The organism is Ruminococcus sp., assembly GCF_017650195.1.
Taxonomy (GTDB): domain Bacteria; phylum Bacillota; class Clostridia; order Oscillospirales; family Ruminococcaceae; genus Ruminococcus.
Window position 1 is genome coordinate 26,066 of sequence record NZ_JAGCFH010000102.1, and the last position, 25,136, is coordinate 51,201.

The window sequence follows — 25,136 nt, forward strand, 5'->3', positions numbered from 1 at the left end:
TTTAGTGGATTATTACTTTTTATTGTCACAAAAAGTTGGTATAATTACTTTTGTGTGATATTATTACCGTGAAAGGAGGGTGCGCCATGGCAGGAAAACGGCACGAATACAGCTATGTATATACGCCGCATGAAAAGAAGCCAGAGATACAGCAGGAAAACGTAAATACTGTAAATACCAGACATTCGGTCATATCAGATTTCTTCCCAGGCTTTGGAAGATTTGCCGTTGATCTAGTGAAATCGCTGTTCATGGGGATTTTTTATGCGCTTAAGTTTATAGGCTCCGAGCTGCTCAGTCTTGGCGCGTCTATACTAAAAGGGCTGATATGGCTTTTCATGGAACTTACATCTCCTGTACGGGAGCGTTTCAACCTTAACAAAGGACTGCAAAAGCAGGTGCGCAAGGCAAAGAAGTTGGGTGAGGAAGAGTACAAAAAGGCTCTTTTCCATTTCTGGTGCTCTTACCTTTTCGGTGAGGACGGCGTTTTCTATACCGCCTTCAATTATATACTTCCTGTGCTGTCAATAGTTTTCCTTGTAGGCGTTGTACGTTACGGCTCGGGACTTGAATATGGCCTCAGCGTGGAATACAACGGCAGGGAGATAGGGGTAATAACTGCCGAAGCCGACTTCGAGGAAGCCGAGCGCGAGGCAAAGCAGAGGGTATCCTATATCGGCAATAATGAGAATATAGATCTTTCGGCAAATTATTCCATTAGGATAATCAATGAGAACGACAAAGTGTTCAACGCCTCTCAGCTTGCGAACGAGATGCTTGCTGCCTCCGACCACGCTCTCACGGAAGCATACGGTATATATATAGATGGCAGCTTCATTGGAGCGATCAGAAATAAGGAAAAGGTGCAGGACGCTCTTAACGAGAGGATACTCAATTTCCGTGCTGACGGCGTTATAAAGGATGTTTCCTACAAGAGCGACGTGGAGTACAAGAAGGGAATGTACCTTGCAGAAAGCGTTCTATCCGAGGACAAGGCTATAGAGCTACTGACGTCATCAAAAGAGAAAAAATCGGTATACATCGCTCAGAGAGATGATACAGCCGTTACTATTGCTCAGAAGTTCAATATGGACCTCGGCAAGCTGGAGGAGATGAATCCGGATATCTTGGCTAACTGCCGTAAGGGTATGCTGGTAAACGTCATAGAGACCGAAAGCTATCTGCCTATACAGTACGTCCGCGAGATATCTCCCGTCACTTTCATTGATTATGAGACCATAGAGGTTGAGACCAGCTCGTTGAACGCTGGCACAAGAGGTGTTATCGCTAAGGGTAGACAGGGCGAGAAGGTGAGCAATATCGAGGTAACCTACGTGGATGGCAAGGAGTACTCCCGAAAAACCATAAGCACCAAGATCACAAGGCAACCTGTTGTGGAAAAGATAGGAATAGGTATATACGCTGCAAGACCTGAAAGTCCGAACACCATTCTCACCGGCTCTGGAGAGTTCGGATGGCCTGTTGACGGCGGCTACGTCAGTGATCCGTTTATAAGCGACAGAAACCATAAGGGTATGGACATAGGCGCTTCTACCGGCACTGAGATATACGCGGCGGCTGACGGCGTGGTGGTATCTGCTGGCTGGAATTCTGGCGGCTACGGCTATTTTGTGCAACTCGGACACGTTGACGGCTATCAGACCGTATATGGACACATGAGCTCCGTACTCGTCGTCGAGGGACAGGAGGTCTCAAGAGGACAGCTAATAGGACTTGTAGGAAATACAGGTAATTCCTTTGGCTCGCACTGTCATTTCGAGGTGCGTCATAATGGAATATGTCTCGACCCTGCGCTCTTCATTAATACCGCAGACAGCTTCAATGATGAAAGAGACAAGAAGAGTAGTTGACAGTAATATAAAAGCGTAAGCCGCAGTATCCAATTTTCAAAAGAATTGGGAGCACTGCGGCTTTTTGTTTTATTTCTTGTTCTTCCTGTAAATAATTGCAAGGCCCTTTATGAGTAGGTTGTTATCGAGAATTATCTCTCGCTTGCACAGAGGCACTACGAGCTCCGAGAGACCGCCTGTGGCTACAACGGTACACTTCTCACCCAACTCCTCCTCCATGCGGTCTATGATGCCGTCAAGAGCACTGGCGTTGGAGTAGAGGATACCGCTTTTCAGGCAGTCGATAGTGTTTGTACCGATAACATGAGGGGGCACCTCAAAATTTATCTTTGGTAGCTGAGCTGTCCTTGCGGTAAGAGCGTCAGCGGAGACCTTCATGCCTGTGAGTATTACGCCTCCGCGGTAGTTCTTCTTGCTGTCAACTACGGAAAGAGTTGTAGCAGTACCCATGTCTATTATGATGAGTGGAGCAGGATACTGATTTATCGCCGCAACGGCGTCCACAGCCTGATCGCTTCCTAGCTGTGCAGGGTTGTCTATGAGTATATTCAGACCGGTTTTTACTCCTGGACCTGCCATCATGACCTCGACCTTGAACAGCTTTTTTATCGCTTCCTTTACAGTATTGGTCACTGACGGAACTACCGATGACATTATAGCGTCATCTATGTCTGAGATATTGAAGCTGTTCATTTCGAGGATAGTCTTTATGAGTACAGCGTATTCTGCAGCTGTGGCATTATGGTCTGTGCTTATGCGTTCGAAGAGCACTACCTCGTCTTTGTCGTCAACGCAGCCGAAAACAATGTTTGTGTTACCGATATCTACTGCTAAAAGCATAATGATCCTCCTGTATTATTTATCTGTGCGGAAGGGTGGCAGCGGCAGCTCGTTTATTCCGAAAAGTCCAACCTCCGCGTAATTTGTCCACTTAAAGCGAGCTGCGGCAGGAGACTTGACCTTGTCACTGCGGAGCTCTATATAGGGTATCCTTACCTTTGCCTCGGCAGGATAGTAAACACCGTCTGCGCCTGCTATCTCGAAGCCCTCGAGGCAGCGCTCGTCGGTACCGCAGAGCCCTCTTTCACAGTTGGTGAGGTATATTATCATGGTATTTCCCATGACCTCATAGCTTTCGTACATAGGTGGAAGGGTATCGCTGTCACTGAGTATGCCGTACACCACGTTCATAGCCTGAAGATAGAGTCTGTGACCTATCTGAGACTTGTCTGTCGGGTGGATATTGTTGAATTCGCCACAGTCGAGAGCTACAGCAAGACCGGTATTCTTCACAGTGCGGAAGACATTCTCCTGCGCTTCTCTGATATAAGCCCAGCTCTTTGTATCGGGATCGGCTTCATATCTGAACATAGGTAGCTGCACAATCATGAAGGGCAGCTCTGCGTCGTGCCAGTCGTGCCTCCAGTTCTCTATCATAGCCTTGAGGAGAACTTCGTAGGTATGAGGACGGCAGTCGTCAGCCTCTCCTTGATACCACAGCACGCCTGCAAGAGTATAGGGCGCTATATGACTAAGCATAGTCCCGTACAGGCCGCCAGGACGCAGGGGGTTCTTTATATTCAGCGGACCTGGATAGGGATTATCGCCGCATTCAGCTATGACCTCGTTCCATTTTGCATTGGGGTGAGCGGCAACGTATTCCTCTGTGGCACTGTTCCATTTCAACTGCCTTTCCGAATATGCGTCATATTCAGCTATCATCTGTTCATCGGTCTTGCCTTCAATCTCGTTGTCGTAGTCGTCAAGGTAAGGTCGCAGGCGGTTGTCATAGCTGAGATACTCGCGGCTCATCCATGCAGAAGCTGGGGTGCCGCCCCAGTTGCAACCTATGATACCGACGGTAACGCCAAGTCTGCGGCTGAGTTCCTTTGCAAAGTAGTATGCGGCTGCAGACCATGCACGGGAATTGTCGGGAGAGGGCAGCATCCAGCAGGACTTCTTCTCTAATGCGACTAGCTCCTCATTTGCCATTGAGCATTTGGGAGTATAATAGTATCTTATATTTTCGCCGCTGCAGCCTGCAAGAGCGGCAGCGCCCCTGCGGTCATAGCGGAGCTCGAACTCCATGTTGGACTGACCTCCGGCAAGCCACACCTCACCTATGGCAACGTTGTTGAATATCTTCTTTACTGCGCCGCAGGTCACTGTAAGAGTGCATGAGCCCAGCTCTCTTCTCGGTGGAAGTACAGCCTCCCATTTCCCATCCTTTATTACAGCTCTTGCGGAGCTGTCAAGCTCGGGTATGCTTACTGTTATAATCTTATCTCTGTTGGTGCAGGTGCCGAAAACACGTATCGGCTTATTGCGCTGAAGCACCATATTATCGCTGAAAACAGCTGCTATCTTCATTTGCTATCTCCTTTATTCATTTACTGTGATCACGTCGTTTGCGTTGCAGAAGTCAATGAGAGTATAACGCGCCTTGTCTGCAAATTCCGGTTTAGCCATATAGTATACGTAAGTCTCTATAAGGTTGAACAACCATGCTGTCCTGCCCTCTATCTTAAACTGGTTAAAGCCCATAGGCAGATACTTGTCCCATATATCACCTGGCTTTATGTTGGTGCTGAGTTCCCGGACGTCGAATATGTTCCTTGTGAAGAAGGGACAGTTCTGATTCTTTCCGTCTCCGAAAACTATCGGGTCGTAGGGTTTGTCCGGGTATTTCCTTATATGGTTGGCGTAATTTATCTGCTGCACTCCTACGTTGTAGTAATGCTGCGCTCTATCGGGACAGGCAGGGCGACAGTTAGAGTTCACGAGAAACTCGCACTTGTCTTTGTGAGGAAGCTTTTCGAGTATATCGAACTTATTGTTCAGGTCGTAGTCCACCACTACTATGCTGTAGTCCTTTTCAAGCTCTGCAGAGAGCCTTTCGGCGTCGTCGAGGCGCTTGCAGGTAGAGCTGGTTAGCTTGAAGCCTGGATAGTTGCTGCGGATATAGTCCTCAAGAAGGGGCGATACCACTATTACCTCGTTGAGCCCGTTATTTGCAAGGCTGAGCACCATATTGCAGAACTTGTCGTTCAGGTGCTTCTTTTCGAGAGCCGGATTGGTGAAAGTGAATCTTACGGGTATGCCCTTGTCATTGAAGGCTTTTAGCACCATTTTCACATAATGCTTGTCGCAGAGACCCTCCTGAGTACGTCCGCCGTTCCATATGGACTGAGGGAAAGCGCCGTACACCGAGGCTATCTCGATATCGCGGAAGTACTGCGGGAATTGTTCAAGAACAGTTGCGAATATCATATTGAACTTGAAATGGGTGTAAATACCCGGCAGGTGAAATCTTGCTTTCATGTCGGTACCCCTTACTTATCCACTCTTATTATGCCGTTGCGTTCGAGATTGAACAGGAGCATGAGCCTTGCCTCGTCACGGCATTCTGGCTTCGCCATATAGTAGAGATAATTCTCAGTGAGGAATATCCTTCCTGCTGTCCTGCCCTCTAGCTTGAACTGGCGGAATCCCATAGGCACGTACTTTTCCCATATATCGTCAGGACTTACATGGGTTGAGAGCTTTCTTATCTCATAGGCGTTTCTTTCGCGGCAGCTGCACTTTATAGCGTTCTCCTCGTTTATCTCGTAATAGTCATTGATATCGAAGGGCTCGGTTCTGCCACTCTTTACGTACTCGTTGTAAGCTATGGAGTATTCTCCTATAAGTCTGTAATGCTCCTTACGCATCTTACATTCTGCATTACAGAGGGTATTGCATAGTATCTCGCACCTTTCCCTGTCCTCTAGAGGTATCTTTTCGAGAAGGTCAAACTTGTTGTTCAGGTCGTAGTCGAGAACTACTATATTGTAGTCCTTTTTCAGCTCATTTATGGGACCGTCGATAGTGTCGAGGCGTTTGCAGGTAGAGCTTGTCAGTTTATATTTCGGGTACTTGTCCCGGATATAGTCCTCCAGCAAGGAGGAATTCACTATTATCTCGTTGAGGTCATTGTAGGCAAGCTCCAGTATTCTGTTGCAGAACTCGTCATGGAGGAGCTCCTCTGTGATGCATGGATTGGTGAAGGTAAAGCGGACAGGTATGCCAAGGTCGTTGAAGGTCTTTAGCACCTGTTTTACGTAGCTTTCGTCGCAGCGTCCTGTAACGCTCCTGCCGCCGTTCCATGCTGCAGGTGGGAATGTACCGTAGAATGAAGCTATATCAACACCGTCCCGGAAGTAGTAGGGACAGTTTTTCATCATGTGTGCGAATATCAGATTGAAAGAGAAATTTCTCGTAAGACCGGGAAGATGAAATTTAACGTTCATGAAGCCGCCTCCTTATTCGTACTGTATTACTCCGTGGTAATCGAGGTTGTAGAAGAACATCATTCTTGCCTCGTCACGGAATTCCGGCTTAGCCATATAATACATATAGTTGTCAATGAGGTAGAGATTGCCGGCTGTTCTTCCCTCTAGCTTGAACTGCTGAAAGCCCATTGGTACGTACTTTTCCCAGATATAGTCAGGGGAGATATGTGTGCTGAGCTTCTTTATGTCATACAGCGTTCTCTCGCGGCAGCGGCAGTTTATCTGATTAATGTTATCATCAGTATAGTCGCTGATATTGAAAGGCTTGTCCGGGTGCTCTTTTAAGTGCTGGTTGTAGTATATCATCTGATGACCGATGAGGTCGTATTCTCGCTTGCGGTTTTTGCATTTCGGCTCGCAGCATGCGTTGGACAGGAATTCTATACGCGGCCTGTCTTCCATTGGTATCTGTTCGAGGAGGTCGAACTGATTGTTCAGGTCGTAGTCCATGACAACTATATGGTAGTCCTTTTTCAGCTCTCCGAGGAGCCCTTCAATGGTATCAAGTCTCTTGCAGGTTGAGCTGGTCAGCTTGTAGTTAGGGTAAGTTTTGCGGATATAGTCCTCCAAGAGAGGAGAATTGACAATTACCTCGTTGAGCCCATTGTCTGCAAGACGCATTACCATATTGCAGAAGGGATCATAGAGATGCTCCTCCTTAAGCACCGGATTGGTGAAGGTGAAACGTAGGGGTATACCTAGGTCGTTGAAGGACTTCAGGACGTGTTTTATAAAGTTCTCGTCGCACTGACCACCGATAGTCCTTCCACCGTTCCACATAGACGGCGGAAATACGCCGTAGAAGGAAGCTATCTCCACATCATCACGGAAATAGTCGGGACGGCTTTTCAGCATATTTGCAAATACGAGGTTGAGCATATAGTGCTCGGCGAAATCCGGAAGATGAAATTTGATAGGCATGATATCCCTCCTTATTTGAAGCTGAGCGCACCCGTATTCTCCATTGCTTTCAGGAGAGTGAACCGCGCTTCGTCGCGGCATTCGGGCTTAGCCATGTAATACATATAGGTTTCGAGTACATTTATAGGGCTTGCAGTTCGACCCTCTATTTTGAACTGCTCAAATCCCATGGGAACATATTTCTCCCAGATATCGTCGGGGGAAATATGTGTGCGGAGCCCTCTTATCTCGAAGAGACCGCGCTTTGAATAGGGACAGTCGCGAAAGTGGTCCGGATCGTACTTGTCCGCATTGAACGGGAGATTCGGGTATTTTTTGATATGTTCATTGTAGGCTATTTGTTGAACGCCTATTGAGTGATAATGAGCGGATCGCCTTGGACATCCAGGCTCGCAGCAGGCATTGGACAGGAACTCTATACGCGGTCTGTCCTCCATTGGTATCTGTTCGAGAAGGTCGAAGCGGTTGTTGAGGTCGTAATCCATAACGACTATATGGTAATCTTTTTTCAGCTCTTCAAGGAGTCCCTCAATGGTATTTAGCCTCTTGCAGGTGGAGCTGGTGAGCTTGTAATCAGGATAATTGCGGCGAATATAATCCTCCAGCAGGGGGGACATAACTATAGCCTCATTGAGACCGTTGTTTGCCATAGCCATTACCATATTGCAGAACTGGTCGCTGAGGTGCTTCTTTTCCAGAGCCGGATTGGTGAAGGTAAAGCGTAGGGGGATGCCCTTGTCGTTGAAGGTTTTTATAGCGCCTCTGACGAAGGTCTTGTCGCATACTCCACCTTGAGTTCTTCCGCCGTTCCATATCGAAGGAGGAAATACGCCGTAGAATGACGCTATCTCAACGCCCTCGCGGAAGTATTCCGGGTTGCGTTCGAGAAGTTCGGAAAAGAGCAGATTTAGCTTGAAATTGCCTGAAAAGTCGGGAAGATGAAAACGTACTCGCATTTTTTACTCCTTATGATATCAGTATTTGGACGATTGCTGTGTTATATGCAGTCACCGCGCTCCGATACTATCTCGTAGCCTGCAGATTCTATTCTTCTTTGCAGGCAGCCGCGGCATTCAGCCGCCTCCTCGCCGGTGCATATTTTGTTGTCATACAGGTCATATTTTTTTCTTACCTTTACGGGGGAAAGGTTCGGCATGACCACGTTGCATCCCGTTTGCAGCCCCAACTCCCTTCCGTTGGGAGCTATAGTGCCGAGAGCTGTTGTAGCAGGCAGAAGTACCCTTGGGAACATGAGCCTCAGTATACCGAGGAGCCTCAGGGTAAGTTCAAGAGTGCCACCTTGTTCTTCTGAAAACGGTGTATTGTGGTGCGGTATGAAAGGACCTATACCTATCATCTGTGGCTGTAGTTCCTGCAAAAAGCGCAGGTCAGCAATTAAATGCTCAACAGTCTGGAAGGGAGCACCCACCATGAAGCCAGCGCCCACCTGATAGCCCAGCTCTTTCAGCTGAAACAGGCATTTCTTGCGGTTATCGAGGCACATTTCCTCTGGGTGGAGCTTTGAATACAGCTCCTGTGAAGCAGCCTCGTGGCGGAGTAAATATCTGTCCGCGCCTGCCTCTCTCAGATGTTTGTAGCTCCCATAGGATCGCTCACCAAGGGAGAGCGTCACCGCGCAGTCGGGGTATTTTTCCTTTATTTCTTCAATCAGTGGGCAGAGAAACTCGTCTGTAAAGAAGCTGTCCTCACCGCCCTGCATTACAAAGGTGCGGAAGCCCAGCTCGTAGCCGTTTTCGCAGCAGCTCAGTATTTCCTCACGGGACAGGCGGTAGCGGTCGGCTTCGGTATTGCCTCTTCGTATGCCGCAGTAGAGACAGTTGTTTTTGCAGTAGCTAGATATCTCTATAAGACCGCGGAGAAAGACCTTTTTTCCATAGCTCTTCAGCCTTGTCTCGTCTGCTCTTTTACGAAGCAACTCCGCAACGTCCTTATCATCAGTATTTATCAGCGCCCTCAGTTCGCTGTCAGTGAGGTTGCCTGTTCTGTACAGCTTTTCGATAATATCCGTCATATCAGCCGCCCAGCCTTATCATTTCGTCTATGCATTTTCTTGCCTGAGCGATAAGTTCGTCACTCATAAGTATCTCGCAGGCATCGCGGTCCTCACCACTTATTGCAAGGAGAGTGTTGTACACGTCCGGGAGAGTGGTGAGCTTCATATTGTGACAGACAAGGTCACGGCTCACAGGGTAGAAGCTTTTTTCTGGGCAGTCATACTGTAAATGCTCAACTATTGAATTTTCTGTACCAATTATGAACTCTTTACTTTCAGACTTCTTTGCATAGTCCATGATACCCGTCGTTGAACCCACATAATCCGCAAGCTCCACTACCTTGGGAGTACACTCAGGATGTACGAGGAAGAGAGCATTTGGGTGCTCTTCCTTAGCTTTCACGACTTCGTTGACGGTTATCCTTGCGTGGGTGGGGCAGCCTCCCTGCAAGAGCTTTATGTCCTTGTCGGGGCACTGCTTTTTAATATAGTCTCCGAGGTTGCAATCGGGGATAAAGAGTATCTTGTCGCTGTCGAGAGCCTTGACTATCTTCAAAGCGCTGGAGGAAGTAACACACACATCACATACTGTTTTGAGAGCAGCTGTGGTATTGATATACGCAACAACGGTACGGTCTGGCTCCTGAGCGCGTATAGCGCTTATCATGTCCCTGTCCATCTGCTCAGCCATAGGGCAGCCGGCGTGCTTGCTTGAGAGGTAAACGTGCTTCTGCGGCGAGAGCATTTTAGCGGTCTCAGCCATGAAGTGAACTCCACAGAAGATTATATTCTCCTCAGATACGCTTTTAGCGTCAACGCTGAGCTTATAACTGTCGCCGACGAAGTCAGCTATCTCGCATATCTCACGAGCCTGATAGCAGTGAGCGAGGACAGCGGTGTTTGTTTCCTTTTTGAGCTTTATAATCTTATCTTGTAATTCCCTTACGGTCATACTTATACTTCCTTTCGTTTTCAGCTCTTAACCTTTTGTATTTGATGCTTAATTCTTAACTTTTTTCATCAGCTTACAATTCACCTATTTTATCATTATACCACAAAGCAAGCATAATTTCAAGCAAAAAAGAAACTCCCCTGTCTGTAACGGACAGAGGAGCTGTTCATTTATCCCTGAAACTTTTTGAGCTGTATTTCTACCCATGCAACCGATAAAATGGAAGCAGCCGAGAGTAATATAAGTACAGCTAAATGTGCGGGGCTGTCAGCGGAGAACAGAAATACTGCAGCCACAGTCATAACAAAGCAGACTGCTCCGATGAGTATCCATGACATGCCGCATTTTTCGTTGGCGAACTGCCATGCTTCGTCGCTTGACAAGGATCTTGCGGTCCTAAAGCCTATTGAGTGATCCAAGGGCATTTTTGCATATTTTTTCATACATAAGCCGCCGAGCATTATACTGAGCGAAGTAATGATATTTACGATAATAACAACATTCATGATCTTTCTCCTGTACGTATGATTTGTAATATGTCGCCAAAGCTCAACAATCTGATTTGTAAATTGCTACAAAGTTGAAATAATTTTCAACATTCAATAGTTTGCGTTGAAATAAGCCCAATATCGCTCATTTACAGAGATGTTCAGAAAGAATAGTCAGAGACCTCAGCTATTACCTCGACCTCTGCGAGTACTCCCTTGGGGAGGGTTTTTACCGCAACACAGCTTCTTGCCGGGAGAGATGTGAAGTACTTACCGTATATTTCATTGAAAGCAGCGAAATCGTTCATATCCGCAAGGAAGCAGGTAGTTTTTACTGCCATTGCAAAGCTGGAGCCTGCCTCTGTGAGAACAGCTTCAAGGTTCTTCATTATCTGCTCTGTCTGTTCGCCGATAGTTTGGCCTTTGACGGTATTGGTAGCAGGGTCGATAGCTATCTGACCGCTCGTGTATACCATACCGTGTGAAACGATAGCCTGTGAATATGGCCCTACAGCTGCAGGGGCGTTTGCTGTGTTGATAGTGAGCATAAAAATACCTCCGTTATGAATAAATATTATTATTTGATAACTCAGTCCTTGCTGAACAATATGTAAGCAGAGCTTGATTCGTCGCCGGCTGCGGTAAGGCAGACCTTATATGTTTCATATGACGAATCCTCGTCATTGATTGTGAAGTGCTGAGTTTCCTTTGTGAAATATGCAGCACCGTCATAATCCTTGTTAACGCTTCCGTTTTTGGAAAAACTGCCGAAGTCGAATCCGCTTCCATCGATACTAAATATAACGGCTTCGTTTTTTGTACCTTCGGGAATGAGCTTGTAATCGGTACCGTGGAAGTGCATAGTACCGTCTGCTGATATAGTCATGGGATCATTTTCAAGATCGTTTTGTATCGTTTTGCAGTCGGGATACTTGCTTCCACCCCATGAGACGTAGCCGTTACATGTATAGCTACCGGTATAATATTTTATATCAGGCAGCTCGTCATTGCTCGCATTATTTCTGGAATTTTTCTTCTTTGCAGTATCTGTAGACTTGGTTGTAACACGTTCATCGTCCCCTTTCGAAACTGAAAAGCTGAAGGATGAAGTGCCGCTGCTGACAGTACAGCCTGTAAGAGCTGCCGCAAAGATGAATGATGATGCTGTTAACCCCAATAATCTCTTTTTCATAATATTACTCCTTATACAAAATGGTTTATTTAGCGATATACGACCGTATTACGTATCGTATTGTCATAATGATAATATAAAAGCATTTTGTTGTCAAGGAATAATTTATAAATATTTTATTAAGGTCATACGAACTTGTAATATATTTATATGACCTTTAATATCTTCTTTGTCATTTCCGAACAGCCAAGAGGCGTCCTGCTCTTGTCTGTACCTATGATATCTGCCGTTCTGTGACCCTCCTCCAGTACTCTGTCCACAGCCGCTTCTATGGCGTCAGCCTCCTTGTTGAGACCGAAGGAATAGCGGAGCATCATAGCGCCGGAAAGCACGGTGGCAATAGGATTTGCGATATCCTTTCCTGCAATGTCAGGAGCCGAGCCGTGGATAGGCTCATAAAGTCCACGCTTTGAAGCACCGAGGGAAGCCGAGGCGAGCATACCTATAGAGCCGGTTATCTGAGAGGCTTCATCTGAGAGTATATCTCCGAACATATTGGACGTAACGATGACATCGAACTGTTTCGGGTCGCGGACGAGCTGCATTGCGGCGTTGTCCACCAGCATATCCGTATAGTGTACCTCAGGGTACTGCTCCGAAAGCTCATGCATAGTCTTTCGCCAGAGCCGTGATGATTCGAGGACATTAGCCTTGTCGATGCTGCATACGTTTTTTCTGCGCTTCATGGCAGCTTCAAAGGCAGCCTTACCGATACGTTCTATCTCGGTTATGCTGTAAGCCTCGGTGTCGAAGGCTTCCGTGCCGAATCTGCCCTCCCGGAGACCTCTTTCGCCGAAGTATATACCGCCTGTGAGCTCCCTTACTATGAGGAGATCAAAGCCGTCGCCCACTATCTCATCCTTTAGGGGAGAAGCGTTCCTCAGTGCAGGATAGAGCTTTGCAGGGCGGAGATTGGTATAAAGTCCGAGAGCTGATCTTATGCCGAGAAGAGCCTTTTCCGGGCGGACATCTCCGCCGAGACTGTCCCATTTTGGACCGCCCACAGCTCCGAGGAGAACGCTGTCGGAAGCCATGCAGCCGTCAACAGTTTCCTGCGGCAGGGGCATACCTGTCTCGTCGATAGCGCAGCCGCCTATCAGGTAAGGCGTAAAGATGAAGGTATGTCCGAATTTTTTAGCGATCTTTTCGAGTACCATAACGGCGCTGTCCACTATTTCGGGGCCAATGCCGTCACCCTTTAACAATGCAATCTTCAGTTCCATAATATACTCCTTTCTGTTTTAGCCTTTAAAAATTAATTCTCCACTTTACACTTTTTGTAACGTAGAGGGGTTAGTGTTAACAAAATTCTTTAAATTGTATGAATCAAAAAGGATATTTTTTTCGTCACGGGAATCAATGCTGATTTCATGCATTTTGTTCAGCTCTTTTGTGATAATTGCAAAGCCTTTGGAATTCGGATTGGTCTTGTTCCACAAATTCGATACAGCTTTTTTTACGTCTGTTATTTGAAACTTTACAAGGAAGCTGTTGACCCATAAATACCATATTTGCCCTGTTTCAAGTTCTGCAAGTGAAAGTATCTGTTCAACGATTTCCGCTTCGGTGGAATGTAACGGTATTTTTGCGTCAGCAGCTTTGGTGCTGCTGTAAAATCCGATTCCTCGAAGATATTTTTCGTCAAATATGCTTTGTTCCTCATAACTCAGGACACAGATACCTTCAATTGTTGATATCTGATTTTTTGTTCTTTAAAGCTCCGCCTTTTTTTGAAGCAGTTCTCTGTTAACCATGATTCTATTATCCTCCTGAGCTGTTAGCAATTAGCGCAGAGCCTGCGCCCTTTGCAACGTTTTGTTTGTAAACTTACGGCACAATAATTCCGAATTAAATCCACTCTCAATTCTCAATTCTCAACTCTCACCTCTTAGCTTCAAAAAGCAGCGGTAAGCTGCATAGCAGATACCTGCGGTGATGACAGTGCTTTTTATTACGACTATGGGAGTGCTGAAGCTGTAGAGTGTGGTCGTTGCATTGCTTATAAAGTGCAGGAATATAGCAACCGGCAGCATGATTTTTGACCTGCCTGTCTGTATGCCGTAGAATATAAGTACCGTCAGCGCAATGGCAAATGCCGCACCTTCAACGGCTGTAAAGAGATTTACAGGTAAAATACCGGGAGCAGCCCTGCCTGTGCTGATAAGGTTTATACAGGCTATACCTCCGCTGAAGCTCTCAAATGCGCCGTGACCTATACCGTAGGTAACGGCGTCCCTGCGGTCGTCATAAGAGGACAGCAGAAAGCGCAGCGCCAGATATTTTGAGCCCTCCTCAAATATGCCGTAGAGAAGCCCCTGCTTCAGGCAGAACGAGAGCAGGTCATTCTGTGTAAAGCCTGTGCGTATCAGACCTGCTATCGTAAAAACAGGCAGGCATACGAGAAATGCAGCGATCGCAGGGAATATGCGTACGCCCGTCCTTTTGTGCCAGAATATGAGCAGGAGCACAGGTACGAGTAGCCGTGCAAGTCCTGCAAGAAGGCAGTTAATGTCTGTCATGATCATCTCCGTATCCCTGTCAGAAAACGCCGTTTTCGATAGCCTTCATAAGTCCGCCATTTTCGATTATATTCTGTACGAACTCCGGGAAGGGAGCCGTTCTGTACTCCTTACCCGTAGTTATATTGCGTATTATCCCGTTATCGAGGTCAGCCTCTACGGTATCTCCCTCGGATATCTCCTCCGCAGCCGCAGGGCACTCAACTATAGCAAGACCTATATTTATTGCGTTGCGGTAGAAGATACGTGCGAAGCTCTTTGCGATAACGAGAGATACTCCGCTTGCCTTTATGGCTATGGGAGCGTGTTCACGGGAGGAGCCGCAGCCGAAATTCATGCCGGCGGTTATGATATCCCCCGGCTTTACGCGGCTGATAAAGGTCCTGTCAAGGTCCTCCATGCAGTGGCTCGCAAGCTCCCTGTGGTTGCTGGTGTTGAGGTAACGGGCAGGGATAATAACGTCCGTATCCACATTGTCCCCGTATTTTATAACATCTCCGGTGTATTTCATATCTCAGCCACCTCCCACGGACTGGTTATCCTACCTGTTACTGCGCTTGCGGCAGCAGTTGCAGGACTTGCAAGATATACCTCTGACTCTGTATGTCCCATACGTCCCACGAAGTTGCGGTTTGTGGTGGTAACAGCTCTTTCGCCTGCTGCAAGTATGCCCATATATCCTCCGAGACAGGGACCGCAGGTGGGAGTTGACACAACAGCTCCGAACTCTATAAATGTCCTGAGAAGTCCCATTTCCATTGCTTCAAGGTATACCCTCTGAGTTGCGGGGATAATGATTACCCTCACGTTTTTGGCGGCTTTGCGTCCCTTCATTATCTCGGCGGCAGTTATAAGGTCCTCAAGTCTGCCGTTGGTGCAGGAGCCTATAACCACCTGGTCTATTTTTACGTTGCCTATATCGCTGAATACCTTTGTGTTTCCGGGAAGATGAGGGAATGCCACAGTGGGCTCTATCGTCGACAGGTCGATATTTATGACATCGTCGTACTCCGCGTTAGAGTCGGCTTTATATATCACAGGCTTTGCACCGCCATGCTCGCGAATATAATCGAGAGTTTTATCGTCGACCTCGAATATACCATTCTTCGCGCCTGCCTCTATAGCCATATTTGCAATGCAGAAGCGGTCTGCCATAGTAAGTGAGGAAAGTCCCTCTCCTTTGAATTCCATTGAGCGATAAAGCGCTCCGTCAACGCCTATCCTTCCGATTATATGAAGTATAACGTCTTTTCCGGAAACGTATTTCCGGAGATTTCCCGTAAGATCAAACTTTATCGCCGACGGCACCTTGAACCATGACTTGCCTGTAGCCATGCCGCAAGCCATATCCGTAGAACCTACGCCTGTTGAAAAAGCTCCAAGAGCTCCATAGGTACAGGTGTGGGAATCTGCTCCGATGACCAAATTTCCAGCGGTAACAAGTCCTTTTTCTGGGAGCAGGGCATGTTCTATACCCATTTCTCCCACATCGTAAAAATGTGTGATATCCTTTTCACTGCAGAAATCACGGCACATTTTGCACTGCTCCGCAGCTTTTATGTCCTTGTTCGGAACAAAATGGTCCATGACCATAGTGACTTTATTTTTGTCAAACACGCTGTTTCTGCCAAGCTTTGCGAACTCCTTTATAGCTACGGGAGAGGTGATATCGTTTCCGAGAACGAGATCAAGGTCTGCGAGGATAAGCTCTCCTGCGCTGATCGACTCCCTGCCACAATGAGCCGCAAGTATCTTCTGCGTCATTGTCATTGCCATTTTTATCATTCCTTTCGATAAGCCTTGCCTATCGTGTTTATTTAACTGTTTTCAAGCAGTTCTCTCCTCTTTCGATAGCTACTATTCCCGTGCGGCACATCTCCATTATACCAAAGGGCTTGAGAAGTTCAATAAATGCGTCTATCTTGGAGGTCTCACCTGTGAGCTCGCAGGTGAGGGAGGTTGGAGAATAGTCCACTATCTTTGAGCGGAATATCTCCACCGCAGTCATTATATCCTGTCGTATTTCAGCCTTGTTTCTTACCTTTATGAGCAGGAGCTCGCGTATTACCGTGTCCTTGCTATCTAGCACCTCTACCTCTCTGACATCATGGAGTTTCTGTAGCTGCTGGAGAATCCTCTCCTTGATATCTTCGTCGCCGTGGAAGGCGATAGTTATGCGTGAAAAGCCACTGGATTCGGTCTCACCCACGGTTAGACTGTCGATATTGAAGCCACGCCTCGTGAACATACCCGATACTCTCGAAAGTACTCCCGAAACATTGGCAACTATTACGCCTATTACGTATTGCTTATCCATAATGTCACCTCACTTTATCTCTGTGATTATATCATCTACTGAACCGTTGGGCGGAAGCATTGGGAGCACCAACTCATCGCTGTCCATCGCGCAGTCGATAACGAAGGGAGTACTGCAGGAAAGTGCTTCATCAGCGAGTTTTTCCAGCTCTGAGACTGAAATCGCATGGCCGCCCTTTGCGCCGAAGGCTTCTGCAAGCTTTGCAAAATCTGTCCTGCGATCGAGGGTGGTATTTGAATATCTCTTGTCATAGAAAATAGTTTGCAATTGTCTAACCATTCCGAGAACACCGTTATTCATTATTACAACTGTTATAGGAAGCTTCTGCGATACCGCAGTTGCAAGCTCACAGAGGTCCATGCCGAAACTGCCGTCGCCTGTGAAGAGTATACAGCGCTTCCCTGTTGCGGAAGCCGCTCCTACGGCTGCTCCGAGACCGAAGCCCATAGTTCCCAGACCACCGCTGGAAATGAAGGTACGCGGCTTTTTCAGCGGATAGCGCTGGGCTGTCCACATTTGATGTTGACCAACGTCGGTAACTATTACCGTGTCATCCTCAGCACGGGAGCTGATAACGTCTATTATATCGTAAGGACTGAGCATTCTGCTGCCTGTTTTCTCCTTTGCTATACTCAGTGCTGAGGCTGTGTGTCTAAGCTCCTCGGTTCTTAGCTCTTCGATACGCTCAGTCCACTTAGTTCTCTTTTTCACCTCAGTCATTGCGATGAGACGTTCGAGAGAGTCATGGAGGTCGCCCTTTATGGCAACGTCTGCAGATATATTCTTGTGCAGCTCTGCTCCATCGATATCTATGTGTATTATGTTGAAGTGCTTGGAATAGCGTGATTCGTCGCCTGTGCCTCTGTCGCTGAATCTTACCCCGAGAGCAATGACGAGGTCGGCTTCGTCCTGGGCAACAGAAGAAGCGAAATGTCCGTGCATACCCTGCATACCGAGAAAACGGGGGTGGTCGTAGGGAACGGCTGAAAGTCCCATGAGTGAGCATCCGAGAGGAGCGTCAATCTTATCTGCAAGAGACATTATCTGCTGTGAAGCCTTTCCGCTTATAACGCCGCCGCCAAAGTAGATATAGGGTCTTTCGCTGCTGTTTATCAGAGCAGCTGCCTTTTGCAGCTGTTCCTCCGGAGCGAAGGTAAGAGGATAGGGTATTACGGGCTGAGCGTTGGGCTCGAATTCGCAGAGAGCCTCTTGTACGTCCTTGGGTATATCAACGAGTACAGGACCCTGCCTTCCTGATTTGGCTATTTTAAAGGCTGTACGGAGTGTATCCGCAAGCTCATTTATGTCCTTTACTATGAAATTATGCTTGGTGATAGGCATGGTTATACCTACGATATCGACTTCCTGAAAGCTGTCCCGTCCTATGAGGCTGCAAGCTACGTTGCCTGTGATAGCAACCATTGGTACAGAGTCGAGATATGCCGTAGCTATGCCTGTTACGAGGTTAGTTGCCCCGGGACCCGATGTTGCTATGACAACTCCTACTTTGCCTGTTGAACGGGCATATCCGTCCGCAGCATGGGCAGCTCCCTGCTCATGAGCGGCAAGTATGTGCTTTATGCGACTCTGCGCGGAATAAAGCTCGTCGAAGAGATCTATTACCTGTCCGCCGGGATAGCCGAAAACAGTGTCGCAGCCCTGCTCTATTAGTGTTTCAACAACTATTTTTGCACCTGATATTTTCATAGTATCATGTCCTTTACTCTTGTGTTCGCAGTGCTCAGCCTGCGCTCAGCATATTGTTCACCGCGCTTATGAGCGCCTTTACAGATGATGTGATGATATCGTTGTCTATGCCTGTTCCCCAGAAGCTCTTTCCGCTTCCGGTTACTATCTCAACGTAGGATACAGCCTTTGAAGCCGAGCCCACCTCAAGGGCGTGTTCAGAGTAGCTGTTGAGGCTGTAGTCTGCATTAGTATACGACTTAACAGCGTTACTGACCGCGTCAAGACGTCCATTTCCGGTATCGGTCACAGTGACCTTCCTGCCGTTGTAGTCAAAACTGATGGTAGCTTCGATGCCGTCACGCTGAACGAAATGTGTTTCGCCTATATTTATGGGAGATGTTATATCCACGTAATTGGTCTTGAATATCTCATAGACCTCGTCGGGAAGGAGTTCCTTGTGCTTGCGGTCGGATACTCCCTTGACAAGATAGCCCACGCTTTCACGCATCTTTTTCGGCAGATTATAGCCGAAGCGTGTTTCGAGTATATACCCGATACCGCCCTTGCCGGACTGGCTGTTGATGCGGATAACGTCTGCGGAGTACTCTCTGCCGATATCCTCCGGATCTATGGGAAGATAAGGCACTGTCCAGTACTGAGCATTGCTTTCTTCACGCCATTTCATGCCCTTTGCGATAGCGTCCTGATGAGAGCCGCTGAAAGCCGCGAATACTAGCTTTCCGGAATAGGGTTGGCGCTCGTATATATTCATTCTCGTTACTCTTGTGTAGAGTTCGGATATCGATGGAATATCACTGAAATTCAGATTCGGATCAACGCCCTGGGAGTACATATTCATAGCTAGTACTATTATATCCACATTTCCCGTGCGCTCGCCGTTGCCGAAAAGTGTTCCCTCAACGCGCTCGGCACCTGCAAGTAACCCCATTTCAGTGTCAGCAACTGCGCTGCCGCGGTCGTTGTGGGGGTGAAGTGAAACTATGACGTTTTCACGGTATTTCAGGTTATCGCACATATACTCTACCTGATTGGCATATACGTGGGGCATTGACAGCTGTACGGTCACGGGGAGGTTGATTATCACCTTATCTTCGGAAGTGGGCTGCCATACGTCAAGTACGGCGTTGCATACTTCAAGAGCGAATTCCGGCTCTGTTCCCGTGAAACTCTCGGGGGAATACTCAAAGCGGTAATTTCCCTCATATCTTTTGCGGTACTCCTTGCAGAGCCTTGCTCCGCTGACAGCTATATCCTTTATCTCCTCCATGCTCTTGCGGAAGACCTGCTCACGCTGAGCTACTGAGGTTGAGTTGTATAGATGGACGATAGCGTTTTTGCAGCCCTTGAGAGCTTCAAAGGTCTTTTCTATTATATGCTCTCTCGACTGGGTGAGCACCTGTATTGTCACGTCATCAGGTATGAGGTTCTGCTCGATGAGAGTGCGGCAGAAGTCGTATTCCGTTTCAGAAGCAGCAGGAAAGCCTATCTCTATCTCCTTGAAGCCGATATCCACCAGCTGCTGGAAAAATTCCAGCTTTTCACCAAGGCTCATTGGTATGATAAGAGCCTGATTTCCGTCCCTCAAATCGACGCTACACCACTTAGGAGCCTTCTCAATGTAGGACTTTTTTGTCCATTTCATGGACGTTTCCGGCGCTTCAAAGAACTGCCGTGTGTACTTGCTGACATTATTCATTGTATTACCTCCATTCTGATCCGTTATGCCATTGCGGAGGGTATAAAAAATCTCCTCCATGCATGGCATGGAAGAGACGAAGTTGCAATAATACTTCGTGGTACCACTCTTCTTGATGTAAGAATACACCCACTCGTCTGCGTCGGATCAACGCATATCTCTGTAACGGGAGAACCCGTTCAAGCCTAATCGCTACAATTTACAGCTTTCAGCCGACTGCTCAGGGATGAGTTATGGCTCGTACTTGTCTGCCGTCTTGCACCCACCGTCGGCTCTCTGTGAAAAACTTGTACGGGCTTTGTTTCCCTTCATAGCATTTTTGATTTGATATTATGTATTATACACTGAAAGGCAGTGTTTGTCAAGCCCCCCCTGTTGTAATTATGCAGGGATTTATCGTCATATAGGGGCTTTTGCGCCACAGTCTGGGCAGAAATTGGTACCGCAATCTCTGCCGCAGGAGCATTTCCACGGTCTGACGGGAGCCTTTGTGCCGCATTCGGGACAGAAGTTGGTGCTGTTTTCCATACCGCAGATACAGCGCCATTTATTGCCTTGCCATGCAAAAGCAGCCTTATTTTCGGCAGCCATGCGAAAAAGCGCGTCTCCGCTCGCCATGTACTGCATACCCATAAGTGGAATACCATAAATAAACATGCTCTCACCTCATTTTATTGCTGAGACTTTATATAGTCGGCTATTCTGTATATAGCGTAGAATACCCATATTATCCATGATATTGCCCACAGTCCCGTGAATATGCTGAAAAGCAGGTATATCACGGCAACTGCGGCGGTTATGAACCAGTTTTTCATAGCTTAGCGCTTCGGAGCGAGGGCAAGTATCTTGCTTGCGAAGTCGTTGAAGTTTTGAGTCTGGAGTATTATTTTTCCGGGACCTGTCAGCTTTGTGAGGAAGAGACCCTCGCCGCCGAAGAATATGTTTCCGAGGCCCTTTACCGTTTCTATCTCGTACTGTACCGTAGGCTCGAAGGCAACTACATTTCCTGTATCAACTTTAAGTATCTCACCAGGGTTGAGGTAGCGCTCCACCATATCTCCGTCGACTTCAAGGAAAGCCATGCCGTTTCCGAAGAGCTGCTGGAGTATGAAGCCCTCGCCACCGAAAAGTCCGGATAGAATCTTCTTTGTGAAGACAGCCTTTAGGTCAACCGTCTGCTCAGCGCAGAGGAAAGCGCCCTTCTGACAAATCAGTCCACCGTTGGAAATGTTTACCGGTACTATAGAGCCAGGAACAGTGGCTCCGAAGGCAATTCTAGCACCTGCGATGTCAGCTCTGTAATTAGCCATGAATAATGATTCGCCTGTGAAAAGTCTTCCAAGGCTCCTTCCCACGCCGCCTCTTGCATTTGTTGTCATGGTAAAGCCCTGTGTCTGCCATATCATTCCGCCTGACTGTGTGAACATTGACTCGCCTGCATTGAGTTCACACTCAACTGCTGGTACGGTCTGGCCGATTATAGTATATCTCATATTGAAATACCTCCTGACAATAATTATATATTATGCGTCATATCCGCATTCTGACATTAGTTTACTATCCTGCACAGATTTGCCTCGCCTGAGCTAAGATACTTTATCTCGCCGTAGGGGAGCCGTATTATAAGGTTTGCATTGTCGTCTATGCCGAGAGCCTCGCCGATGAGCTTTTCCGTGCCGACAACGGCAGTTATCATATTTCCCGTGAGAAGTTCGCGCTCTCTGTATTCGCGAAGGAAGCTCCTGTCGGATATTTTTCCGAGATAGATCTCAAGACGGTTGAGTATACCTGCACAGAGCCTGTTCCTGTCAAGTCTGATACCTGTTTCGTCTTCGATGGAAGTTGCAGTCTTTTTTAGCTCCGCGTCGAAGAGGTCGCCGATACTGTGTACATTTATGCCAATACCGATAGTAGCGCAGTCAAGGACGCGCATTTCCAGTCCTAGGGAAGCCTCTGTAAGTATGCCGCATATCTTTTTGCCATTCATATAGAGGTCGTTGACCCATTTTATCATTACATTGCTACCGCATAGCTCTTCTATGGCTTCCGCAGCTGCACAGGCTGTAGCGGCGGTTATCATAGGCGCGAAATGAAGATCAAAATTAGGACGGACAAGAACGCTGAGATACAGACCAACTCCTGGAGGAGAAACGAAATGCCTGCCTATACGTCCCTTGCCTGCGGTCTGACGGTTTGCCACAACAGACGTGCCGTGGGGAGCCTTTTCAGTCTCGAGTTCACGTACCACGTTGTTTGTGGAATCTACCTCGTCAAAGACTTTTATATTCCTGCCTATCTCCTTTGTATTCAGGAGAGGCAGTATTAGGTCAGCCGAAAGTCTATTGTTGTCTTCGTTCAGTTTATAGCCCTTTGAAGTTATCGAGCTTATTGAAAAGCCCTCGGCTTCAAGGGATTTTACAGCCTTCCACACAGCGTTGCGGCTCACGCCGAGCTTTTCTGCGAGAGCAGCGCCAGATATGTAGTCTCCGCCTGCGCCGGCAAGAGTGGCTAGCAATGCAGATCTTACGTTCATGGTAAAATGTTCCTTTCGGTAATATTGATAACATTGTACCACAAAAAGATAAAAATTTCAAGATAAAAAGTATAAAATAGCGCCTAAAAGTGTGAATTTTTTTGCTGATACGCAAAAAAGGACGGTTTTTCCGTCCTTTCCGTTGTATAATATTTACCGTGCCTCTGTAAAGATTAAAAACAGCTCATTGCTGTTACAGTTTTTTGTTCACTAATGGGCAGTATCGTTGAATTGTTTCTGTTTTGCAGCTTTTTCTACAGGTTTCTGCTCACTGTGTTTGTAAGAGTAGAGCTGTACTGCCGCTATAGTTGTCGCCATAACCACGGGAGCGATACAGGGTAGTATCCGGCGTATGTACATATCGCTCACTGGTAGGAGGGAGTATTTGTCTGTCCAGCCAGCTTTGTCGGCATGAGTGGCAAGATGGTACAGCATGGTCAGACAGAGAACAAGCCCTGGAACTGAAAGAATTATTGAAAGTATATCTGTCATTTTTTTTCTAAAAAGACATAAAAAGGCTCCAGCAGTCATCATAATGGCCGAGATAACGAGGAATATACCCGTTTTTGCAAGACCTTCCCCGTAGTTGCTGCGGTTGTATATAAGTCCTGCGCCGCTAAGAGCAGTCATTGCGCATGAGAACCACAGACTGAGCGCTAGCATTACAACTTTCAGAGCGGTTATGAGATGTGAGCGCTGTGTTGGTGAATTTTTCATATTTTTACGGTCCATATTTAATATTTACTCCATAAGTACATTCCGGCTGTGTGTATTTCACATTAATAATATTACAAAGCCGAAGCATAATAATTATGTTCCTCTGGGAACATGAAAGGAAAAAAATAAAAATGTTGCTGAAAAGAAAAATAATAAGATCAGCCGCAGCCTTATTATCTGCCGGATTTGTCGGATTATTCGGAACGGCAGGGTATTATTCGCTGCGGCTCCCGTCGGCTGTAACGGTCGAAACGGGAAAAGCCTTTAAAATAGCTGAATATCCCGAGTTGAGCTGTTCGGCGTCTTTTGATGGAGCAGTTCCAGCATCAGGGAGATGTGCAGGATCAGAGCAGGTAACTCTCTCCCTCTTTGGCGTTATACCGGTAAAGAATGTGGAGGTGCGCCGAGCTGAGGCTCCTGTATTTGCAGTGGGCGGAAGGCCATTTGGTATAAAGCTCCTTATGGAAGGAGTAATGGTCACAGATCTTGGCGATGTTGAGGACGAAATTGGTGTTATGAGCTGCCCAGCGAAGAAGGCAGGGATATGCACTGGAGATATAATACGTCTTGCAGACGGTGAAACACTAACCTCAAACGACGATTTGCAGGCAATCATCTCTTCTTCTGGCGGAAAAGCAGTGGAGCTTTCCGTAGAGCGGGGGGGAAGAATCTTTTCCGCGCTGCTCCAGCCTATATTCTCCCGAAAGAGTGGTTGCTACAAGGGGGGGATGTGGGTGCGCGACAGCATCGCAGGCATAGGGACCATGTCGTTTTTTGACAAGAGCACCGGCTGCTTTGCAGGGCTCGGTCATCCAGTATGCGATTCCGACACTGGGGGGATAGTTCCCGTCCACAGCGGAGAAGCAGTGCCTATTGAGATAACCGATGTACGTCGCGGAGCAAAGGGCTCTCCCGGAGAGCTTCGCGGTAGCTTTGCCGTCGGGGAGAGCTTAGGCGTCCTAGATGGCAATAAGACCAGCGGCATCTACGGTAAGCTCGCGCCGGAGGCACTTGAAGAGCTTTCCACAGAATGTGAGGAGTTCGTAATGGCATACAGTCAAGATATAAGGGAGGGCCCTGCGGAGATATATACCACTGTATCCGGCGAAAAGCCTCAGAGGTACTCCGCTATGATAGAGCGTGTGGACTACGGCAGCTCAGACTCGAAGAATATGGTGATAAAGATAACTGACAAAAGGCTTCTTGAAGCTGCTGGCGGTATAGTTCAAGGCATGAGCGGAAGTCCTGTGATACAGGATGGCAGGCTAGCTGGAGCAGTCACTCATGTGTTCGTAGCCGACCCATCACGGGGATATGGAATATTTGCCGAAAATATGGCAAAGGGGCTATATTAGGCTATAAAATGTGTGCCTCCGGCAGCCTTGCCGGCAGGCACTAAATAAAAGCGGGCGTTACTAAATGTAACGCCCCAAAATATAGTCTTTTTAATTATCTGTTCTCTTCGCTAAAGCCGCTATCAACAAGCTCGATAAGTGCGTCAACTGCTGCCTTCTCGTCAGCTCCGTCTGCGATAACCTTTACATTTGTACCGCCAACGATGCCGAGGGAAAGAATTCCAAGTAAGCTCTTTGCATTGACTCTGCGCTCTTCCTTTTCAATCCAGATTGATGACTTGAACTCATTTGCCTTCTGAATAAAGAAAGTAGCTGGTCTTGCGTGGAGACCGACCTGATTCTTTACCATTACTTCTCTAACAAACATAAACAACTCTCCTATTCTCTGTGGTTACAGCCCCTCTCATTTTTATGCAGGACTGTGTTGTCGTTTGCAATTGTTTTCTTGCTGACTTTATTATACATTCTATTTTTTTCTTCGTCAACGGATTTTTTCGATTATACTTCATCTTTTCTCTAA

26 protein-coding genes and 1 other annotated feature are annotated in these 25,136 nt (G+C 47.3%); of the genes, 2 read left to right on the plus strand and 24 right to left on the minus strand.

Features of this window, described 5'->3' with window-relative positions:
• Positions 1–86: 86 nt before the first annotated feature.
• Positions 87–1,871, plus strand: coding sequence for a M23 family metallopeptidase (locus J6U00_RS04430; protein WP_296579441.1), 1,785 nt, complete (start codon positions 87–89; stop codon positions 1,869–1,871).
• Positions 1,872–1,940: 69 nt separating this feature from the next.
• Here J6U00_RS04430 and J6U00_RS04435 read toward each other — a convergent pair whose 3' ends face one another.
• The 23 genes from J6U00_RS04435 to J6U00_RS04545 all read right to left on the minus strand — a co-directional run bounded on the left by J6U00_RS04435 (position 1,941) and on the right by J6U00_RS04545 (position 23,276).
• Positions 1,941–2,711 (minus strand): type III pantothenate kinase, encoded by a 771-nt coding sequence (locus J6U00_RS04435; protein ID WP_296579443.1) that lies wholly within the window; start codon positions 2,709–2,711, stop codon positions 1,941–1,943.
• 15 nt (positions 2,712–2,726) lie between these two features.
• The gene (locus tag J6U00_RS04440; RefSeq protein ID WP_296579445.1) at positions 2,727–4,241 is read right to left on the minus strand and encodes a sialate O-acetylesterase; all 1,515 of its coding nucleotides are present in this window, start codon (positions 4,239–4,241) and stop codon (positions 2,727–2,729) included.
• Between the two features lie 12 nt (positions 4,242–4,253).
• A complete protein-coding gene (locus J6U00_RS04445; RefSeq protein ID WP_296579447.1) occupies positions 4,254–5,192 on the minus strand; it encodes a hypothetical protein in 939 nt (312 codons plus the stop codon).
• Between the two features lie 11 nt (positions 5,193–5,203).
• Complete coding sequence (locus J6U00_RS04450) at positions 5,204–6,160, minus strand: hypothetical protein (RefSeq protein ID WP_296579450.1); 957 nt, start codon at positions 6,158–6,160, stop codon at positions 5,204–5,206.
• A 12-nt stretch (positions 6,161–6,172) separates the two neighbouring features.
• Positions 6,173–7,123 carry a hypothetical protein gene (locus J6U00_RS04455; RefSeq protein WP_296579453.1) on the minus strand — a complete coding sequence of 317 codons (951 nt, stop codon included), beginning with the start codon at positions 7,121–7,123 and terminating at the stop codon, positions 6,173–6,175.
• 11 nt (positions 7,124–7,134) lie between these two features.
• Positions 7,135–8,079 carry a hypothetical protein gene (locus tag J6U00_RS04460; protein ID WP_296579455.1) on the minus strand — a complete coding sequence of 315 codons (945 nt, stop codon included), beginning with the start codon at positions 8,077–8,079 and terminating at the stop codon, positions 7,135–7,137.
• Between the two features lie 41 nt (positions 8,080–8,120).
• Positions 8,121–9,155 (minus strand): [FeFe] hydrogenase H-cluster radical SAM maturase HydE, encoded by a 1,035-nt coding sequence (gene hydE, locus J6U00_RS04465; RefSeq protein WP_296579459.1) that lies wholly within the window; start codon positions 9,153–9,155, stop codon positions 8,121–8,123.
• Between the two features lies 1 nt (position 9,156).
• Positions 9,157–10,089, minus strand: coding sequence for a quinolinate synthase NadA (gene nadA / locus J6U00_RS04470; protein WP_296579461.1), 933 nt, complete (start codon positions 10,087–10,089; stop codon positions 9,157–9,159).
• Between the two features lie 170 nt (positions 10,090–10,259).
• Positions 10,260–10,595, minus strand: coding sequence for an SdpI family protein (locus J6U00_RS04475; protein WP_296579464.1), 336 nt, complete (start codon positions 10,593–10,595; stop codon positions 10,260–10,262).
• Positions 10,596–10,738: 143 nt separating this feature from the next.
• On the minus strand, positions 10,739–11,125 hold the full coding sequence (locus tag J6U00_RS04480) for a RidA family protein (RefSeq protein ID WP_296579467.1): 387 nt from the start codon (positions 11,123–11,125) through the stop codon (positions 10,739–10,741).
• Between the two features lie 41 nt (positions 11,126–11,166).
• Positions 11,167–11,769 carry a hypothetical protein gene (locus tag J6U00_RS04485; protein ID WP_296579470.1) on the minus strand — a complete coding sequence of 201 codons (603 nt, stop codon included), beginning with the start codon at positions 11,767–11,769 and terminating at the stop codon, positions 11,167–11,169.
• A gap of 146 nt (positions 11,770–11,915) precedes the next feature.
• Complete coding sequence (gene leuB / locus J6U00_RS04490) at positions 11,916–12,992, minus strand: 3-isopropylmalate dehydrogenase (protein ID WP_296579473.1); 1,077 nt, start codon at positions 12,990–12,992, stop codon at positions 11,916–11,918.
• Between the two features lie 651 nt (positions 12,993–13,643).
• On the minus strand, positions 13,644–14,288 hold the full coding sequence (locus J6U00_RS04495; RefSeq protein ID WP_296579475.1) for a YhfC family glutamic-type intramembrane protease: 645 nt from the start codon (positions 14,286–14,288) through the stop codon (positions 13,644–13,646).
• 19 nt (positions 14,289–14,307) lie between these two features.
• Positions 14,308–14,799 carry a 3-isopropylmalate dehydratase small subunit gene (gene leuD, locus J6U00_RS04500; protein WP_296579478.1) on the minus strand — a complete coding sequence of 164 codons (492 nt, stop codon included), beginning with the start codon at positions 14,797–14,799 and terminating at the stop codon, positions 14,308–14,310.
• A complete protein-coding gene (leuC, locus tag J6U00_RS04505; protein ID WP_296579480.1) occupies positions 14,796–16,064 on the minus strand; it encodes a 3-isopropylmalate dehydratase large subunit in 1,269 nt (422 codons plus the stop codon). Before leuC ends, leuD begins: the two co-directional genes overlap by 4 nt.
• A gap of 37 nt (positions 16,065–16,101) precedes the next feature.
• Positions 16,102–16,605, minus strand: coding sequence for an acetolactate synthase small subunit (gene ilvN, locus J6U00_RS04510; RefSeq protein ID WP_295075834.1), 504 nt, complete (start codon positions 16,603–16,605; stop codon positions 16,102–16,104).
• Between the two features lie 9 nt (positions 16,606–16,614).
• Complete coding sequence (gene ilvB / locus J6U00_RS04515; RefSeq protein ID WP_296579484.1) at positions 16,615–18,312, minus strand: biosynthetic-type acetolactate synthase large subunit; 1,698 nt, start codon at positions 18,310–18,312, stop codon at positions 16,615–16,617.
• 34 nt (positions 18,313–18,346) lie between these two features.
• On the minus strand, positions 18,347–20,011 hold the full coding sequence (locus J6U00_RS04520; protein WP_296579486.1) for a 2-isopropylmalate synthase: 1,665 nt from the start codon (positions 20,009–20,011) through the stop codon (positions 18,347–18,349).
• A 69-nt stretch (positions 20,012–20,080) separates the two neighbouring features.
• Positions 20,081–20,332: a binding site (T-box leader), on the minus strand.
• 78 nt (positions 20,333–20,410) lie between these two features.
• The gene (locus J6U00_RS04525; protein WP_296579489.1) at positions 20,411–20,668 is read right to left on the minus strand and encodes a hypothetical protein; all 258 of its coding nucleotides are present in this window, start codon (positions 20,666–20,668) and stop codon (positions 20,411–20,413) included.
• 14 nt (positions 20,669–20,682) lie between these two features.
• The gene (locus J6U00_RS04530; RefSeq protein ID WP_296579491.1) at positions 20,683–20,826 is read right to left on the minus strand and encodes a hypothetical protein; all 144 of its coding nucleotides are present in this window, start codon (positions 20,824–20,826) and stop codon (positions 20,683–20,685) included.
• A gap of 3 nt (positions 20,827–20,829) precedes the next feature.
• Positions 20,830–21,504, minus strand: a complete 675-nt coding sequence (locus tag J6U00_RS04535) for a TIGR00266 family protein (RefSeq protein WP_296579492.1) — start codon at positions 21,502–21,504, stop codon at positions 20,830–20,832.
• A gap of 56 nt (positions 21,505–21,560) precedes the next feature.
• Positions 21,561–22,544 (minus strand): biotin--[acetyl-CoA-carboxylase] ligase, encoded by a 984-nt coding sequence (locus tag J6U00_RS04540; protein WP_296579495.1) that lies wholly within the window; start codon positions 22,542–22,544, stop codon positions 21,561–21,563.
• Positions 22,545–22,754: 210 nt separating this feature from the next.
• Positions 22,755–23,276 (minus strand): hypothetical protein, encoded by a 522-nt coding sequence (locus tag J6U00_RS04545; RefSeq protein ID WP_296579498.1) that lies wholly within the window; start codon positions 23,274–23,276, stop codon positions 22,755–22,757.
• Positions 23,277–23,392: 116 nt separating this feature from the next.
• On the opposite strand from J6U00_RS04545, the gene spoIVB reads away from it, so the two are divergent.
• A complete protein-coding gene (spoIVB, locus tag J6U00_RS04550) occupies positions 23,393–24,616 on the plus strand; it encodes a SpoIVB peptidase (protein WP_296579501.1) in 1,224 nt (407 codons plus the stop codon).
• Between the two features lie 94 nt (positions 24,617–24,710).
• Here spoIVB and J6U00_RS04555 read toward each other — a convergent pair whose 3' ends face one another.
• The gene (locus J6U00_RS04555; RefSeq protein ID WP_019679940.1) at positions 24,711–24,983 is read right to left on the minus strand and encodes an HPr family phosphocarrier protein; all 273 of its coding nucleotides are present in this window, start codon (positions 24,981–24,983) and stop codon (positions 24,711–24,713) included.
• Between the last annotated feature and the right edge of the window lie 153 nt (positions 24,984–25,136).